General features: G+C 69.3%; 17 protein-coding genes and 1 tRNA gene. 16 read left to right on the forward strand and 2 right to left on the reverse strand.

Annotated elements, in window-relative coordinates; translation table 11 throughout:
- Positions 1 to 48 precede the first annotated feature (48 nt).
- The gene (locus tag EII35_RS07715; RefSeq protein WP_185744230.1) at positions 49 to 2,004 is read left to right on the forward strand and encodes a TIGR03960 family B12-binding radical SAM protein; all 1,956 of its coding nucleotides are present in this window, start codon (positions 49 to 51) and stop codon (positions 2,002 to 2,004) included.
- Here EII35_RS07715 and EII35_RS07720 read toward each other — a convergent pair.
- Positions 1,979 to 3,193, reverse strand: a complete 1,215-nt coding sequence (locus tag EII35_RS07720; RefSeq protein ID WP_125227885.1) for an MFS transporter — start codon at positions 3,191 to 3,193, stop codon at positions 1,979 to 1,981. The genes EII35_RS07715 and EII35_RS07720 overlap by 26 nt on opposite strands.
- Positions 3,190 to 4,428: an AGE family epimerase/isomerase gene (locus EII35_RS07725; protein WP_125227886.1), complete on the reverse strand. Its 1,239-nt coding sequence runs from the start codon at positions 4,426 to 4,428 to the stop codon at positions 3,190 to 3,192. Before EII35_RS07725 ends, EII35_RS07720 begins: the two co-directional genes overlap by 4 nt.
- A gap of 60 nt (positions 4,429 to 4,488) precedes the next feature.
- Here EII35_RS07725 and EII35_RS07730 point away from each other — a divergent pair, with 60 nt between their 5' ends.
- From EII35_RS07730 to EII35_RS07795, 15 genes are all read left to right on the forward strand, one after another.
- Positions 4,489 to 5,208, forward strand: coding sequence for a TIGR03936 family radical SAM-associated protein (locus EII35_RS07730; protein ID WP_125227887.1), 720 nt, complete (start codon positions 4,489 to 4,491; stop codon positions 5,206 to 5,208).
- Between the two features lie 165 nt (positions 5,209 to 5,373).
- On the forward strand, positions 5,374 to 7,977 hold the full coding sequence (locus EII35_RS07735) for a translation initiation factor IF-2 N-terminal domain-containing protein (protein WP_125227888.1): 2,604 nt from the start codon (positions 5,374 to 5,376) through the stop codon (positions 7,975 to 7,977).
- Between the two features lie 159 nt (positions 7,978 to 8,136).
- Entirely contained in the window at positions 8,137 to 8,445 is a 309-nt protein-coding gene (rplU, locus tag EII35_RS07740) for a 50S ribosomal protein L21 (RefSeq protein WP_125227889.1), read from the forward strand.
- 11 nt (positions 8,446 to 8,456) lie between these two features.
- Complete coding sequence (gene rpmA, locus EII35_RS07745) at positions 8,457 to 8,714, forward strand: 50S ribosomal protein L27 (protein WP_125227890.1); 258 nt, start codon at positions 8,457 to 8,459, stop codon at positions 8,712 to 8,714.
- An 83-nt stretch (positions 8,715 to 8,797) separates the two neighbouring features.
- Complete coding sequence (gene obgE / locus EII35_RS07750; protein ID WP_125227891.1) at positions 8,798 to 10,279, forward strand: GTPase ObgE; 1,482 nt, start codon at positions 8,798 to 8,800, stop codon at positions 10,277 to 10,279.
- Positions 10,269 to 11,339 (forward strand): glutamate 5-kinase, encoded by a 1,071-nt coding sequence (gene proB / locus EII35_RS07755; RefSeq protein WP_125227892.1) that lies wholly within the window; start codon positions 10,269 to 10,271, stop codon positions 11,337 to 11,339. Before obgE ends, proB begins: the two co-directional genes overlap by 11 nt.
- Entirely contained in the window at positions 11,336 to 11,944 is a 609-nt protein-coding gene (locus EII35_RS07760) for a SemiSWEET family sugar transporter (protein ID WP_125227893.1), read from the forward strand. Before proB ends, EII35_RS07760 begins: the two co-directional genes overlap by 4 nt.
- A 9-nt stretch (positions 11,945 to 11,953) precedes the next feature.
- Positions 11,954 to 13,195: a glutamate-5-semialdehyde dehydrogenase gene (locus EII35_RS07765; protein WP_125227894.1), complete on the forward strand. Its 1,242-nt coding sequence runs from the start codon at positions 11,954 to 11,956 to the stop codon at positions 13,193 to 13,195.
- 81 nt (positions 13,196 to 13,276) lie between these two features.
- On the forward strand, positions 13,277 to 14,914 hold the full coding sequence (locus EII35_RS07770) for a vWA domain-containing protein (RefSeq protein WP_125227895.1): 1,638 nt from the start codon (positions 13,277 to 13,279) through the stop codon (positions 14,912 to 14,914).
- A 37-nt stretch (positions 14,915 to 14,951) separates the two neighbouring features.
- Positions 14,952 to 15,083 (forward strand): hypothetical protein, encoded by a 132-nt coding sequence (locus EII35_RS16505; RefSeq protein ID WP_260465061.1) that lies wholly within the window; start codon positions 14,952 to 14,954, stop codon positions 15,081 to 15,083.
- Positions 15,080 to 15,748, forward strand: coding sequence for a nicotinate-nucleotide adenylyltransferase (gene nadD, locus EII35_RS07775; RefSeq protein WP_125227896.1), 669 nt, complete (start codon positions 15,080 to 15,082; stop codon positions 15,746 to 15,748). Before EII35_RS16505 ends, nadD begins: the two co-directional genes overlap by 4 nt.
- The gene (gene rsfS, locus EII35_RS07780; RefSeq protein WP_125227897.1) at positions 15,735 to 16,124 is read left to right on the forward strand and encodes a ribosome silencing factor; all 390 of its coding nucleotides are present in this window, start codon (positions 15,735 to 15,737) and stop codon (positions 16,122 to 16,124) included. The genes nadD and rsfS overlap by 14 nt, the downstream gene beginning before the upstream one ends.
- Entirely contained in the window at positions 16,121 to 16,753 is a 633-nt protein-coding gene (locus EII35_RS07785) for a histidine phosphatase family protein (RefSeq protein ID WP_125227898.1), read from the forward strand. The genes rsfS and EII35_RS07785 overlap by 4 nt, the downstream gene beginning before the upstream one ends.
- A 28-nt stretch (positions 16,754 to 16,781) precedes the next feature.
- Positions 16,782 to 16,854 (forward strand) — tRNA-Ala (locus EII35_RS07790).
- Positions 16,855 to 17,016: 162 nt separating this feature from the next.
- The coding region (locus EII35_RS07795; RefSeq protein ID WP_148098936.1) for a transposase at positions 17,017 to 17,299 on the forward strand (283 nt) is incomplete at its 3' end.

Consider the following 17,299-nt stretch of genomic DNA (forward strand, 5'->3'; position numbering starts at 1 on the left):
GGCCGCGGTGATTCCGCCTCCCGGCGTACCCTGATTATCCTTCTCCGCATGACCGACACCTTGCCGGAGCTGTCCCTCTACCCGAAGCTCGAGCCGTTGCTGGCCACCGTCTCGAAACCCGTCCAGTACGTGGGCGGGGAGCACAACAGCGTTCGCAAGGCATGGGACTCCGTTGACGTGCGCTGGTGCCTGTCCTACCCGGACGCCTACGAGGTGGGGCAGCCGAACCAGGGCATCGCGATCCTCTACGAGGTGCTCAACGAGCGGGACTGGATCCTGGCCGAACGCACCTACACCGTCTGGCCCGACATGGATGCGGCCATGCGTGCGGCGGGCGTGCCGCAGTTCACCCTCGACGCCCACCGCCCCGTCGCGGCCTTCGACGTGCTCGGTTTCAGCTTCTCCACCGAACTGGGGTACACGAATCTGCTGTGCATCCTGGACCTCGCCGGGATCCCCGTCCGGGCGGCGGAGCGCACCCTGGAGCATCCCATCGTGCTGGCGGGTGGCCATGCCGCCTTCAACCCCGAACCGATCGCCGACTTCATCGACGTGGCGGTCCTCGGCGACGGTGAGGAGGCGAGCCTGCTCATCAGCGAGATCATCCGTGAGTGGAAGGCCGAGGGTCGCGACGGTGGCCGGGAGGGGCTGCTCATGCGGCTCGCCTCGACGGGGGCCTTCTACGTCCCGGCGTTCTACGACGTCGACTACCTCGATGACGGCAGGATCCAGCGGGTGGCCCCGAACCGGGAGGGCGTGCCGTTCCAGGTCCGCAAGCACACCCTCATGGACCTCGACGAATGGCCCTACCCGGCACGCCCGATCGTGCCGGTGGCGGAGACGGTGCACGAGCGCTACTCGGTGGAGATCTTCCGCGGCTGCACCCGTGGCTGCCGGTTCTGCCAGGCCGGCATGATCACCCGACCGGTCAGGGAACGCAGCCTCACCACCATCGGGTCGATGGTGCAGCAGGGACTCGAGGCCACCGGGCTGGAGGAGATCGGACTGTTGTCCCTCAGCTCAGCGGACCACTCGGAGATCGCCGAGGTGACCAAGCAGCTGGCCGATCGCTACGAGGGCAGCAACGTCTCGTTGTCCCTGCCGAGCACCCGTGTCGATGCGTTCAACATCGATCTCGCCAACGAGCTGTCCCGCAACGGACGGCGCTCCGGGCTCACCTTCGCCCCGGAGGGCGGCTCCGAGCGGATGCGCAAGGTCATCAACAAACTGGTGAGCGAGGAGGACCTCATCACCACGGTCGCCACCGCGTTCAGCAACGGCTGGCGTCAGGTGAAGTTGTACTTCATGTGCGGACTGCCCACGGAGACGGACGAGGATGTCCTCCAGATCGCCGAACTGGCCTCACGGGTCATCGAGACCGGTCGCAAGGCCTCCGGGACGAAGGACATCCGCTGCACCGTCTCGATCGGTGGATTCATCCCCAAGCCGCACACCCCGTTCCAGTGGGCGGCGCAGGCCAGCCACGAGACGATCGACCACCGGCTGCAACTGCTGCGGGACAGGATCCGTCAGGACAAGAACTACGGAAGGGCCATTGGGCTGCGCTACCACGACGGCAAACCCGGGGTCGTCGAGGGGCTGCTGAGCCGTGGCGACCGCCGTGTCGGCGCCGTCATCGAGCGGGTCTGGCGTGAGGGCGGTCGTTTCGACGGATGGAGCGAGTACTTCGACTTCGACCGCTGGGAGCGGGTCGCCAACGAGGAGTTGGCTCGTTTCGGCGTCGATCTGGCGTGGTACACGACGCGGGAGCGTGACTACGAGGAGGTGCTTCCCTGGGATCACCTCGACGCGGGGCTCGACCGTGACTGGCTGTGGGAGGACTGGCAGGACGCCCTCGACGAGGTGCCCGTGGAGGACTGCCGCTGGACGCCGTGCTTCGACTGCGGGGTGTGCCCCCAGATGAACACCGACATCCAGATCGGTCCGACGGGGGGCACGCTGCTGCCGCTGCCCACCCTCAGGCCGGATCTCGGGAGGTCATGACGAGCTGGTCCTCGATGATCCAGTCCCGGCAGGTGATGACACCCGTGATCGTCATGGGCACGGTGAGCACCAGCAGCATCACCAGCGGCCACGTCCAGCCCCCGGTCACCTCCTGCAGGACGCCGAACGCGAACGGGGCGACGGAGGCGAGCAGGTATCCGATGCTCTGCACGAACCCGGACAGTGCCGCAGTGCCTGTCGCCGTCGTGGCACGCATACCGAGCAGCGCCAAGAAGAGGGGGAAGGTCGACAGCCCCGCTGCAGCCAGCAGCGCCCACAGCCAGGGCACCGTCAGTGGAGCGAGAAGGAGGCCCACGAAGGACAGGGCCATCGCTGCGGACAGGGCGAGCATCATGCCGATGGGTTGCGGACGACGTGCCACGTAGGCGGGGATGATGAAGGCGGGGATGATACCGGCGCCGGTGGTGATGGCCAGCATGAAACCCGCTTCCGTCTCACCCATCCCGGCTGCCCGGTAGATGCTCGGCATCCACCCGAAGATGGTGTAGGCGACGGCGGACTGGAGTGCGAAGAACAGTGCCATTGCCCAGGCCGACCGGCTCTGGGCGACCATCCGCACCGAGACGGGGCCGTGGCCGGAGTGGAGGTGGGGGCGGCCGAGCCGGAGCATCGGAAGCCACACGACGGCGGCGGCCACCGCGAGCAGGGTTCCCGCGGTGAAGGCGGCCCGCCACCCGCCGAGTGCTGCGGCGAGCGGCACCGTCGCGGCGCTGGCCAGCGTGAGGCCGATCGACAGGGACAGCGAGTAGAGGCTCGTCACCAGTCCGATCCGGTGCGGGAAGTGCAGCCTGACCAGCGAGGGCAACAGCACGTTGGCCAGCGCCATCCCGGCCAGGGCGACGACGGAGCCGCCGAGGAACAGCCAGGGGCCGTCCACCCAGGCGCGCCCCAGCTGGCCGCCGATGAGCAGCGCGTAGGCGGCGCCGATGGCGCGGTGCGCCCCGATGCGGTGCGCCAACCACGGGGCGGCCGCGCCGATGACCGCGAAGCACAGTGAGGGCAGGGCCGTCAGGACCCCGGCCAGGGTGGGGCCGAGCCCGAGGTCGGCCTGGATCTGGGCCATCGCGGGCCCCACGGCCACCGCGACGGGACGTAGGTTGAAGGCGAGCAGCAGGATGCCGATCAGGGTCAGGGTGGGGGAGACCCGCCGTGCCGCCTCGGGACTCAAAGGGCTGCCTCGTTGTCGCGCAGGGCGAAGGCCATCACGGGAGTGAGGGGCAGCCGGGGGATCAAGGTGGCCTGGAGGGCGTGGTAGAGGTCGGGTTTGCCGGGCCACACCTTCCCGCCGGGCTGGTTGTCGGGGTCGAGCTCGTGACGCCACGAACCGTCCTCCGCGTCGATGAGATGGGTGGCGGCGAAGTCCCACCACAGGGTGCAGTCCCTCAGGTAGCGCTGCTTTCCGGTGCGCTGCCACAGCGCCGCGGCGGCGCCGATCGCCTCGGCGGTGACCCAGTGGAGGCGGTCCTCCGTGACCGGGGAGCCGTCCCAGTCGGTGGTGTAGAGGAATCCGGGACGGCCGTTGCGCGCCCAACCATCGGCCACGGCCCGCTTGTACAGGCGACGGGCGGCCTTCGCCCAGCCCTTCGCGGGTGCGGGGACGTCAGTCAGTCCGGCGGCATCGAGGGCCGCCTCGACATGGAGGAGGAGCCGGGCCCATTCGAGGCCGTGCCCGACGGTGGCGCCGTAGGGGCGGAACTGGTCGTCCTTGCGGTCCTCGTTGTAGTCGGGGAGGAACTCCCAGGCGGAGGAGAAGTGCTCGGGCATGCGCCACCCGTTCCCGGCGGCCTGGTGGGCGGCGAAGGCGGCGAGGCGGGCCGCGCGACGCAGCCAGTGCGGGTCGCCGGTGGCGTCGGCGGCGGCGAGCAGCGCCTCGACGCTGTGCATCGTCGAGTTGATGCCGCGATAGTCCCGCGGTTCGGTGAAGGCGAGATCCCAGGAGTCGATGACCAGGCCGTGGTCGTCGAGGAACCGGGACTCGAAGACGGTCAGGGCCTCCTCGAGCAGCTCCGTGGCCCCGTCGAGGCCCGCCGCCACCGCGGAACTGGCCGCCAGGACCACGAACGCGTGGGCATAGGCCTGCTTCCCGGCCTCCGGATCCGCCGACGAGTCGTTGAACCAGCCGCCGTGCTCGTCGTCGCGCAACGCCCCGGACAACCCGGTCATGGCGGTCTCCGCGACGGGGCGGGAGCCGGGGATGCCCAGCAGGTGCCCCAGGGCGTAGCAGTGGATCATGCGGCAGGTGATCCACGTCGCGGTCGGACGGCCGGGCTCGGGGGCCCCTGCGGCATCCAGCCACGCGGCGCCCTCCCCAGGGATCGGGCACCGTCGCCCGAAGTCGAGGAGCTGTCGGGTCCGGGTGCGCAGCCAGAGGAGATGATCGGGGGAGGAGAGCCAGTTCGACATGGGCTCATCCTTGCGCGTCCCGGCTCAGGAGTCCACGTCCGCAGCGTACGATCGTGACCCGTGGCGAAGCGGCAACCTCCGATCCAGCAGGCCCCACCCGTGCAGCGGGTGCGGCTGCGCTATGCCCGACGGGGCGCGGCGCGGTTCACCTCGCACCGTGACTTCGGGCGCATCCTGGAACGGGCCCTGCGCCGCGCGTCGATCCCGATGGCCTATTCCTCCGGGTTCTCCCCGCACCCGCGCATCTCGTATGCCAACTCGGCGCCGACCTCGGCGGCGAGCGAGGCGGAGTACGTCGAGCTCGCGCTGTCGGCGGAATGCGATCCGTTGAAGATCCTGGCCGCCCTCAATGCCGTCATGCCGCAGGGCTTCGTCCTGTTGGAGTCCGCCGATGCGCTGCCGGAGTCGCTGAGCGATCTCCTCCAGGTCTCCGACTGGGAGGCGCAGCTCGCCGAGTGCCCCGAAGGGGTGCTGGAACGGGCCTGCGCCGCCCTGCTCGCCTCGGACAGTGAGGTGGTGGAGCGGATGACCAAGAACGGGAAACGCACCTTCGACGTCCGCGCGGCGGTCCTGGGGATCGAGGCCGCCGACGGGTACCGGATCACCATGAGGCTGCGTCATCTGACCCCGCTCGTGCGCCCCGACGACGTCATGACGGTGCTGCGGAGGATCGAGCCCGCCATCCCCGATTCCCCGGCCCTGCTCACCCGGCTGCGACAGGGTCCGTTGACCGACACGGGCATCGGGGACCCGCTCCGGGACAAACCTGTGGAACAATAGGCGCAGGTCTCGCACCGCCGGTGCTCCCGAGAGGGGCCCAGGAGTTGGCAACCGCGACGAGATGAATCGACCGCGGCGACTCCGGGACTCCCCGGTTGACCTGAAGGCTTGAGTGGCGCAGTTCGCTGCGCCCGATCCCGGCGCACCGCGCCTGAAGGAGTCAGGATGACTGAACCCACCCACACCGATGCCGCCCTGCCGGAACGCCCCCGCGTCCATCAGTTGGCCAAGCACCTCGGAATCACCAGCAAGGAACTCATCGGCGAGCTCGCGGCGCTCGGCCACCAGGTCGGCAGCCCCTCGTCCTCGGTGCCCGCCGAGGCGGTGACCCTCGTCCTCGCCCAGCACGCCCCCGAACCCGAGACGGTCGGTACCGAGGAGGCCGCTGTGGAGCCGCCCCGGGAGCTCCCCGAGCAGGAGGTGACTCCCGAGCCCGCGCCCGAGGCGAAGCCGCGTCGTCGTCGCGCCGCCTCGCGCCCAGCCGGCCCGCCGGTCGAGGTTGCGGCACCCGCCGCCGAGGTGCCGGTGACCACGATCGCCGCCCCCGCCGCTGAGGTCGAGTCGACCCCCGCCGAGGAGGAGCAGTCGAAGCCGGCGCCCAGGCAGCGTCGCCGTCGCGCCACCCGGGCGGCCGGTGGCCCCAAGGAGGGGCAGCGCCCCGTCGGGGAACCCGCTGTCGAGGAAAGCCCCGCACCCGTTGCCGAGGTGAAGGTCGAGGCCGGGTCCGAGGAGGAGAAGCCCGCACGGGGCCGCCGCCGACGTTCCGGTCGCGGTCGCGGCCGGAGCGACGAGGTCGCCGCCGAGCAGACCGCACCCGCCGAGGCGGGCGAGCGGTCCGAGGAGGCGAGTGAGGTCGAGGAGGACGGGATCGCGGCCGCGCTCCGGATGGCCGAGGAGGCCGCCAGGAACCGTCGTCCCACCATGCAGGACCCGTTCGCGGTGACCGCCGAGGGGCGCACCGAGACCCTCGCCAAGCTCGCCGACGCGATCGCCGACGACCGTGACCCGGACGAGGCCGAGCCGACGGAGGAGAGCGACGACGCGGAGGCCGAGGACGGTGACTCGGGCGAGGAGGAGCGTCCCGGGAGGCGTCGCCGTCGCCGTGGGGGCCGCCGTCGCCGCCGCGGTGCCGGGCGTGACGCCGAGGACGAGGCCACCGAGGAGGGCGAGGAACCGGAGGAGTCCGGCGACACCACCACCGAGGAGAACGACGAGTCCGAGGCCGATCCGGAGGAGAACGGCGAGCAGGAGGAGGAGACCGGCACCCGTCGTCGTCGCCGTCGCCGCCGTCGCTCCTCGGAGAGCAAGACCAGCACCGACGACGAGGTGACCGGCATCGAGGGCTCCACCCGGATGGAGGCCAAGCGCCAGCGCCGCAAGGAGAACCGTGCCGCCGGTCGTCGTCGCGCCCCGATCCTGAGCGAGGCGGAGTTCCTCGCGCGCCGGGAGTCGGTGGACCGGCAGATGGTGATCCGCCAGCGGGAGGATTACACCCAGCTGGCGGTCCTGGAGGACGGTGTGCTGGTCGAGCACTACGTCGACCGCGCCTCCGCGACCTCCCTCATCGGCAACGTCTACCTCGGCCGGGTCCAGAACGTGCTGCCCAGCATGGAGGCGGCCTTCATCGACATCGGCCGGGGCCGCAACGCCGTGCTCTACGCCGGCGAGGTGGACTGGGACTCCTTCGGCGTCACCGCCGAGGACCGCAAGGTGGAGAAGGTCTTCAAGTCCGGCCAGACCGTCCTCGTCCAGGTGACGAAGGACCCCGTCGGCGCCAAGGGTGCGAGGCTCACCGGCCACATCTCGCTCCCCGGCCGCTACATCGTCTACTCGCCGGGCGGTCACCTCTCCGGGATCTCCCGCAAGCTCCCCGACAACGAGCGGGCGAGGCTGCGGCAGATCCTCGGTGAACTCATCACCGACGAGGAGTCCGTGATCGTGCGCACCGCCGCGGAGGGCGTCTCCTCGGAGGAACTCATCCGCGACGTCAACCGCCTCAAGGCGCAGTGGGAGGTCATCGAGAAGAAGGTCGCGGCCGGGAAGGCCCCCGAGGCGCTGTACTCCGAACCGGACCTGACCCTGCGGATCGTCCGCGACCTCTACACCGAGGACTTCCGGCAGCTCACGGTCCAGGGCGACGACGCGCACGAGGCGATCACCGCCTACGTCAGCCACGTCGCCCCGCACCTGGCCGACCGCGTGCAGCGCTTCGAGCCGGGCGAGGACGGACGTGACATCTTCGCCCAGCACCGTATCGACGAGCAGATCGCGAAGGCGCTGGAACGCAAGGTGTTCCTTCCCTCGGGTGGTTCGCTCGTCATCGACCGGACCGAGGCGATGACCGTCATCGACGTCAACACGGGCCGGTTCACCGGTTCGGGGGGCAACCTCGAGGCCACCGTCACCAGCAACAACCTGGAGGCGGCCGAGGAGATCGTCCGGCAGCTGCGGCTGCGGGACCTGGGCGGCATCATCGTCATCGACTTCATCGACATGGTCCTGCCGAGCAACCGCGAACTGCTGCTGCGTCGCCTCGTGGAGTGCCTCGGACGTGACCGGACCCGTCACCAGGTGGCCGAGGTGACGAGCCTGGGCCTGGTCCAGCTGACCCGCAAGCGGATCGGCACCGGGCTGGCCGAGGCCTTCACCGAGGAGTGCACACACTGCCACGGTGCCGGCTACCTCAAGTCCGAGGATCCGGTCGACTCGCAGGCCCCCGCGGACGGTGGGGAGCGCAAGTCGGGTGGCCGTCGGAGGAAGAAGGGATGACGGCATCGACACGCACGCCGTTGGTTTGACCGACGGTCATGGGCAACGTAAAGTTGCTCCCCGGTACTTTTGGGCTGCGCCTGTGCGCGCGGCCAGGTGCCAGCCCCTGACCTGACAGGTTCAGGGATCGACGTGAGAAACCAAGAAGGTAGGTCAGGCGTGTACGCGATCGTGCGCAGTGGCGGACGCCAGCACAAGGTGGCTGTTGGCGACATCCTCGACATCGACCTGGTGTCTGAAGGCGTCGGCGAGACTGTCAACCTGCAGCCGCTGCTGCTGGTCGATGGCGACACCGTGACCTCTGACGCCAAGGCTCTCGGCAAGGTGTCCGTGACGGCCGAGGTCCTCGGTCTGTCCAAGGGTCCGAAGATCCGGATCCTCAAGTACAAGAACAAGACCGGCTACAAGAAGCGCCAGGGACACCGTCAGCGGTACACCCAGGTCAAGGTCACCGGAATCAAGAACTGAGGTAGCACCAGATGGCACACAAGAAGGGCGCGTCCTCGACGCGCAACGGTCGTGACTCGAACGCCCAGCGTCTCGGTGTGAAGCGCTTCGGCGGGCAGCTCGTCGGTGCGGGTGAGATCATCGTCCGCCAGCACGGCACCCACTTCCACCCCGGTGACAACGTGGGTCGCGGTGGCGACGACACCCTGTTCGCCCTGGCCCCCGGTCACGTGACCTTCGGGGTCAAGCGCGGACGTCGAGTCGTCAGCGTTGCCCCGGTCGAGGCCTGATCCTCGACCCCAGGAACGCGCGACGGGCCCACCGGACGGTTGGGCCCGTCGTTTCGTCTATCCACCCCTGACAGGAGAACCCCATGGCCATCCCTTCCTTCGTCGACCGTGTGAAACTGACGGTCCAGGCGGGCAACGGCGGCCACGGCTGCGCCTCCGTCCACCGCGAGAAGTTCAAGCCGCTGGGCGGCCCGGACGGCGGCAACGGGGGTGACGGGGGATCGGTGATCCTCCGGGTCACCGAGAACCTCAACTCGCTGGTCGAGTACCACCGGCAGTCCGTGCGCAGGGCGACCAACGGTCAGCCGGGGCGGGGCGACCATCAGCACGGCGCGAAGGGGGAGGACGTCGTGCTCGCCGTCCCGGCCGGGACGGTGGTCTCCGACGCGACGACGGGGGAACACCTCGCCGACCTCGTGGCGGTGGGGGACGAGTTCGTCGCCGCCGTCGGAGGCAAGGGCGGCCTCGGCAACGAGGCCCTCGCCTCCGCGGCGAGGAAGGCGCCCGGCTTCGCCCTGCTCGGCGAGGAGGGGGAGTCCCGCCTCATCCAGATGGAGCTGAAGGTCCTGGCCGACGTGGGGCTGGTCGGTTTCCCCTCCGCGGGGAAGTCCTCGCTCATCGCCGCGATCTCCCGGGCCAGGCCGAAGATCGCCGACTACCCCTTCACCACGCTGGTGCCGAACCTCGGCGTCGTCGTCGCGGGGGACGTGACCTACACCGTCGCCGACGTGCCCGGGCTCATCGAGGGGGCCTCGCAGGGCAAGGGGCTGGGGTTCGACTTCCTGCGCCACATCGAACGATGCCAGGCGATCGTGCACGTCATCGATCTCGGCACGTGGGAGCCGGGCAGGGAACCGCTCGGCGACCTTGACGTGATCGAGGGAGAGCTCGCCGCGCACGGTGGGCTGGAGGATCGGGTGCGACTCGTGGCCCTCAACAAGATGGATCTGCCCGACGCGCCGGAGCTGGCGGCGATGGTCCGCCCCGACCTGGAGGAGCGTGGCCTCAGGGTGTTCGAGATCTCCACGAAGACCGGGGAGGGGCTGAACGAGCTGAAGTTCGCCATGGCCGACATCGTCACCGCCCGGCGGGCCCTCATCGCCGAGGAGGAGAGCGACGAACCCCGTCCCGTCCTCCGGCCCAAGCCGGTGGGACGTGCCGCTGCCAGCGATGATTCGTTCACCATCGCGAAGAAGGGCGACGGCGAGGGCGGGTTCCTGTGGCGGGTCCGTGGCGCCAAGCCGGAGCGCTGGATCCGGCAGACCGACTTCAACAACGCCGAGGCCGTCGGCTATCTCGCGGATCGGCTCAACCGGCTCGGCGTCGAGGAGGAGCTGCTGCGGCTCGGCGCCCAGGAGGGGGATGCCGTCGCGATCGGCGGCGAGGACGCCGTCATCTTCGACTTCCGGCCGCAGATCGAGGCGGGGGCCGAGATCCTTGCCCGACGGGGTGAGGATCAGCGGCTCGAGACGGAGCGTCCCGCCGCGACCCGTCGTCGCCGGATCGACGCCGAGTACCACGCGTGGCGCGCCGAGCAGGAGGGCCGAGGCGACCATGAGGGATGAGGTGGCCCGGGCGGACCGCATCGTCGTCAAGATCGGCTCCTCGTCGTTGACGGATGCGACGGGGCACCTGCGCCCTGACCGCATCGCCGACCTCGCCGCCCACCTGTCGGCGCTCCGGGCCGATGGCAGGAAGGTGGTGCTCGTCTCCTCGGGAGCCATCGCCGCGGCGCTGGGGCCGCTCGGGCTGGACCGGCGACCCAGGGACCTCGAGACCCAGCAGGCGGCGGCCGCGGTGGGGCAGGGGCTGCTCATCGAACGCTACGCCGAGGCCTTCGCCCGGCACGGTGTGCTGGTGGCCCAGGTGCTCTTCACGGCAGCCGACCTGCAGGACGTCCGGAGTTACCGAAACGCCCTCAACACCGTCTCGCGACTGCTCAGGCTCGGGGTGGTCCCGATCATCAACGAGAACGACACCGTCGCGACCCACGAGATCCGCTTCGGCGACAACGACAGGCTCGCCGCCCTCACCGCGCACCTCATCCGCGCGGATGCCCTGGTCATCCTGAGCGACGTCGAGGGTCTGTACACCACCCATCCCGAGGAGCCCGGGGCCGAACTGATCCGCAGGGTTCGGGACGTGACTGAGCTGAGGGCGGACACGTCACGCATTGGCTCCAGGGTCGGCACCGGCGGCATGCGCAGCAAGGTGGAGGCGGCGCGGATCGCGACCTCCGGTGGGGTGGGGGTCGTGCTGGCCCACGCCGACCGTCTCGAGGCCGCCCTCAGGGGGGAGGAGACCGGCACCTTCTTCGAGGCGACGGGACGTCGTCGACCCCGCCGGATGCTGTGGTTGGCCCACGCCGCGGAGGTGCGGGGCGTGCTGCGCATCGACGACGGCGCGCACCGGGCCCTGGGGCTGGGGCGGGCGTCGCTGCTGGCCGCAGGCGTCGTGGAGGTGACAGGGGAGTTTGAGGCCGGGGACCCGGTCGATATCATCACTGCGTCCGGTGATCTGCTGGCCCGCGGGCTGGCGGATTGCGCTGCTGACGTCCTGAGGCGACGCGTGCATGACGGCGGTCTGGCAGTGCATCGTGATTTGTTGATCGAGATGGTGTCATGATGTTGCTCGATGTCCTGGGCTGGGTCGCGGCCTGCACGGGGATGCTCTCGGGTCTGCCCCAGCTGGTGCGGCTGCTGCGGGAACGAACCAGCGCGGGCGTGTCGCTGCCGATGTGGCAGCTCAACGTTGCCGCCCTCTACGCCTGGAGCTGCCACGGCTTCCACATCGGCCAGTTCAGTCTCCTCATCTCCAACCTGCTGCTGGCGGTGACGTCGACGGCGGTCGTGGTCATGATCTGCCGGGACCGCAACCAGTCGATCTGGGGGAAGCTGGTGCCGGCGTTCCTGTTGAGCGCCTTCCTCTTCGGGGTGATCGACCTGCTGCTGGGTCCGCTGGTCTACGGGCTCGTGGCGGTGCTGCCGTTGGCGGTGGGGCAGGTCACCCAGTTCCTCGATCTGCGTCGTTCCGTCGACATCTCCGGGGTCTCCGGCGGGTTCCTCGCGGTCAACATGCTGGTCCAGGCGCTGTGGTTGGTGTGGGCGGTGCTCATGGGTGAGTACGCCGTGACGGCTGCGTCGACTGTGATGACCCTGCTCACCGGGGCGAACCTGGTCCTCTACCTGTGGCGGGTGGGACGCCCCGTTGCGGAGGCCGAACCCGTCTAGACTCCCGGCATGGAGTTCCACGATCAGGCCCGTGCCGCTCGCGAGGCCAGCCGTCAGCTCGCCGTGCTCACCCGTGAGGCCAAGGACCGCGCCCTGCACGCCATGGCCGATGCCCTGGCCGCCGTGGAGCCGGAACTCGTGGCCGCCAACCAGCAGGATGTGGCCGCCGCTCGGGCAGCAGGTCTGTCGGAGGCCATGATCGACCGGTTGCGGCTCGACGCCGACCGCGTTGCCGGGATGGTGCAGGGGCTGCGTGACGTCGCGGCCCTGGCCGACCCCGTCGGCGACGTGGAGCGGGGATGGCGACTCGGCAACGGGGTCGAGGTGCGGCAGGTGCGGGTCCCGTTCGGCGTGGTGGGGATCATCTACGAGAGCCGTCCCAACGTCACCGCCGACGCGGCCGGGCTCTGCCTGAAGTCGGGCAACGCCGCCCTGCTCAGGGGATCCAGCACCGCCATCGAGTCGAACCGGGTCACGATCCGCGCGTTGCGTTCCGGGCTGGAGCGGGTGGGAATCGACCCGAACGCGCTGGCCCTGGTCGAGGGCGGGCGCGAGGTGACGGCGGAGCTCATGGCGGCGCGCGGACTCGTCGACGTGCTCATCCCGCGAGGCGGTGCCGGGCTCATCAATGCGGTGGTGGAGGAGGCGAAGGTCCCGGTCATCGAGACGGGGACCGGCAACTGCCACCTGTTCGTCGACGCGAGTGCCGACCACGACAAGGCGCTCGCCATCCTGGTCAACGCGAAGGCGCAGCGCCCCAGTGTGTGCAACGCCGTCGAGACGCTGCTGGTACACCGGGACTCAGCTGCTGAGTTCCTGCCGAAGGCCATCGACGCCCTGACCGCGGCCGGGGTGACCCTCCACGGCACCCCGGAGGTGCAGCAGTTCTCGTCCACGGTCGTGCCGGCCGGGGAGGACGAGTTCGACGCCGAGTACCTGTCCCTCGACCTCGCGGTGGCGATCGTCGCGGATCTGGACGAGGCCATCGACCACATCCGCCGTCACACCACGGGACATTCGGAGACCATCGTGACCGAGTCGAGGGCGAGCGCGGACCGCTTCGTCGCCGAGGTGGACGCCGCTGCCGTGCTGGTGAACGCCTCCAGCCGGTTCGTCGACGGGGGGCAGTTCGGTTTCGGGGCGGAGATCGGCATCTCCACGCAGAAACTGCATGCTCGGGGCCCCATGGGGCTGCAGGAACTCACGTCGTCGAAGTACATCGTGCAAGGCGATGGGCAGATTCGGCCGTGACCTTTCCCAGCGCGGTGGTGTGACGCTACCTTGTCGCTGGTAGGGGTGACGGCATGGGGTCACCCCCTGAGGAGGGCGACGATGAGGATACGTGCTGGACTGGGCGCCGTTCTGGCGGTGGTGCTCATGGGGTGCTCGGCTGGAACACAGTCGCCACAGGTGAGCGAGGGCGGCTCGACACCGTCGGTGACAGCGTCCTCCCTGGCCACGGAACCCGAGCCGTCGTCGACCCTGACCTTCCAGGACCGGACAGTCCTGCCGCTGGTGGTGGTCCTGGATGCCTCGGGGTCGATGAAGCACGATGACGCCGGTGCCGGGGTGACCCGGATCGTGGCGGCCCAGCAGGCGGTGACGGGTGTCCTCGCCGCGCTTCCGGAGGGGACCCCGACGGCCTTCGTCGGGTACGGCACCACGATGCACGGGGAGGACGTCACCGCGGAGCAGGGCTGCGCCGACGTGGAGGTGCTCTCGCCGATGGCTCCGCTCGACCGGACGGCGTTGCAGGCGAAGGTGGACGGGGTCGTCGCGGGCGGGTGGACCCCGATCGGTCCGGCGCTGAAGGAGGCGGCCGCCCAGTTGGGCGGGAGGCCGGGTCGGGTGCTGCTGGTCTCCGACGGCAGGAACACCTGCGCGGAGGTGCCGCCCTGCGATGTGGCCAAGGAGCTGAAGGAGCAGAACCCGGAGCTGACGATCTCCGTGGTCAGCCTGCGCACCGACCAGGACGATGTGAGATGCGTCGCGGATGTGACGGACGGGTACTACACGACGGCGGACACCGGGAAGCAGCTCGCCACGCGAGCCATCGCGGCGTTGGATGAGGGCGCGGCGAGGTTCACGCTGTCCCCGTCGGGGGTGGACGGCCTCGTCATGGGCGCCACCCATGCCGAGATCCAGGCCGAGGTGTTGGGCTTCCCGGCTCTGGAGACCGGGACCACACGGCAGATCAACGGTGAGACGGTCACCGTCGTGGTGTTCCTGAACTGCGACTGGTTCTTCAAGGACGGCGTCCTGGTGGGCATCGGGACGGTGGAGGACAGCGGTACCCCGACCATCGACGGGCTCCAGGACGGGCAGCAGATCAGTCAGGTCGAGGAGCATCTCGGCCAGGCCATCGCCGTGCTCACCGAGGGGGAGTACCGGATCCACGTGTACCCGGCCAACCAGGTCGGGTTGTACTGGCGGGTGTTCACCACCGGCGACGTCATCCGCTCCATCGTCCTGTGCCGGTGCGCGCCGTCGGATGCCCTGGTGTTGTCCTTCGACGGTCTGGGGCCGTGGAAGATCGGCGACAAGGACCTCATCCCGCAGGGAAAACTGGTTCCTGAGTCCGAGCTCTGTCCGGGATGGTTGAAGGCGCCCGGCCATGAGGGTAAAGGGATCTCGTTCCAGCGTCTTGACTTCCAGACGGAACGCCCCGATGCGTCCACCGCTTTTGAGATCTGGGTGAAGGAACCATGGGACAGCAACGAGAAGAGCCCAGTCGTGACCTACGCCGGGGCCCGGATCGGCATGACCTTGGGGGAGGTCAGGACGCTGCATCCCGATCTTCGGGTGGAGAGGAAGACCTTGGTCGACGGTGCTGCCGACGTGGCGGTCGTGCGTTCCGGAGAGCGGGAGCTGCTGTTCCTCACCGAGAGCGGGGGACGCGTTTCAGATTCCGACGTGGTGACGCAGATGGTGGTGAGGGATTGGCACCAAGAAGTGGTTGGCGGCTGCTGAGACGTGGGTCCGGGCGGGACCGGCTAGCATGCTCGGCATGAACGTGCTGGAAACCGCCATCGGCAGCGCCGCCCCGGTGCTGGCCGTGGTCATCATGGCGCTGATGCTGGGGCTGGCCGCCTTCGGGTGGTGGCTCGGGGTCTCCAGCGGGAGGGGGAGACGCAGATGACGACGACGGAACTCGCGGCGGCCCGGGTGGGTAGAGAGCGTCGCTACCGGCTCGGGGTGATGGGCGGCACCTTCGATCCGATCCACCACGGCCACCTGGTGGCGGCCAGTGAGGTCGCGGCGAAGTTCGATCTGGACGAGGTGGTGTTCGTCCCCACCGGCATGCCGTGGCAGAAGGCGGATCGGCAGGTCTCGCAGGCGGAGGACCGCTACCTCATGACGGTCATCGCGACCGCCTCCAACCCGCGGTTCTCGGTCAGTCGCGTCGACATCGACCGGCCGGGGAACACCTACACCGTCGACACGTTGAAGGATCTGCGTCGGGAACGGGGCGAGGACGTCGACCTGTTCTTCATCACCGGCGCGGACGCGGTTCGGCAGATCCTCACCTGGCACGGTGCGGATGAGCTGTTCGATCTGGCACACTTCGTCGGGGTGACCCGGCCCGGGGTCCCCATGACCGAGGACGATCTCGCCCATCTCCCGGAGGGGGCGGTGACCCTGCTGGAGGTGCCGGCGTTGGCCATCTCCTCCACGGACTGCCGTGCCCGGGTGCAGCGGTCCGAGCCGATCTGGTACCTGGTGCCGGACGGTATCGTCCAGTACATCGCCAAACGCGGGCTGTACCCGCATCCCGAGACAGGAGTTCCCGTTGACCGTTCCTGATGCCGTCATCGGACACGTCACCATTGCCGCCGAGGCCGCGGCGGACAAGCTCGGCACGAACATCGTCGCCTTCGACGTGAGTGAACAGCTGGCCATCACCGACGTCTTCCTCATCGTCTCGGCCCGGAACGAACGCCAGGTCGGGGCCGTGGTGGACGCCGTCGAGGAGCAGCTCATCAAGCAGGCCGACCTGCGCCCGGTGCGGCGTGAGGGCGATCGGGAGAATCGTTGGGTGCTGCTCGACTACATCGACTTCGTCGTGCACGTGCAGCACACCGAGGAGCGGAGCCTGTACAACCTGGAGCGGTTGTGGAAGGACTGCCCGCAGATTGAACTCGACGTGCAGGAGATCGCCTCGGAGGACGGCGAGGAGTGACCCACACCCGCATCGTCCTGCTCCGGCACGGTCGCACCGAATGGAACGGCGACGGCAGACTCCAGGGGCAGGCGGACATCGCGCTGGATGATACCGGGCTCGCGCAGGCCGACAGGGCCGCCGACTACTTCCGGGACTGGCACTTCGACGCCTGCTACACCTCGGATCTCGGTCGCGCCCGGGTGACGGCGGAGCGGGTCTGCGCGCCGCACGGCATCGTCCCGGTGCTGGATGAAAGGCTGCGGGAGATCAACGTCGGCTCGTGGTCGGGAAAGACCGCGGCGGAGGTCGCCCTCGAGTTCCCCGACTTCATCGACCTCTACACCCGGGGCGTCGACTTCCGGCGCTCGGAGACGGGGGAGACTCTCGCCGAGATGACCAACCGGGTGGTGCCCGCGATCCTCGAGGCGGCGGACCGGCACCCGGGCGGCCAGGTGCTCATCGTGAGCCACGGCCTGCTCATCTCGACGGTGGTGCAGGCCATCGTCGGGCTGCCCGACAGCGTCGTCCTGGCCATCCCCGGCAACGTCTGCTACTCCACCCTCGGCATCGCGGGCCAGCGGCGCTGGGTCATCACCCACAACGCGCCGACGGCCGCGAGCAACGTCGGTTTGCCTCCGGCGATGTGATCCAGTACTGTACATCGAGTCGCAAGACGGGGCTATGGCGCAGTTGGTAGCGCGCTTCCATGGCATGGAAGAGGCCAGGGGTTCGAATCCCCTTAGCTCCACATCGGATGAGGAACCTGCCCCGCCTGACGGCGGGGCAGTTTTGTTTCTGCGGTGAGTTCGGCCGGGGGGCGTCGATGTTGGTGTGGGCAAGGTGAAGCGTCCTGAGTTTTTTCTGAACCGTCCTGGGTTTGGTTCCGATCTGTTGTTGAGAGGATTGGATCATGCCGAGGAAGTATCCAGAAGCGTTCCGTGCCCGGGCGGTACGGATGGTGCGCGACCGCATCGAGCAGGAGGAAGGGGTCAGCCGGTATCGGGCGGTGCGTGAGATCGCGCCAAAGTTGGGGGTGTCATCCGCGGCGTTGCAGCGGTGGGTCGAGCAGGCCGACATCGATGCCGGGACCCAGCCAGGGGTGGCCTCGGATGCTGCTGAGATCAAGCGGCTGAGGCGGGAGAATGCCGAGTTGCGGCGGGTCAACGAGATCTTGAAGACCGCGTCGGCGTTTT

Source organism: Arachnia propionica (assembly GCF_003932785.1).
Lineage (GTDB): Bacteria > Actinomycetota > Actinomycetes > Propionibacteriales > Propionibacteriaceae > Arachnia > Arachnia propionica_B.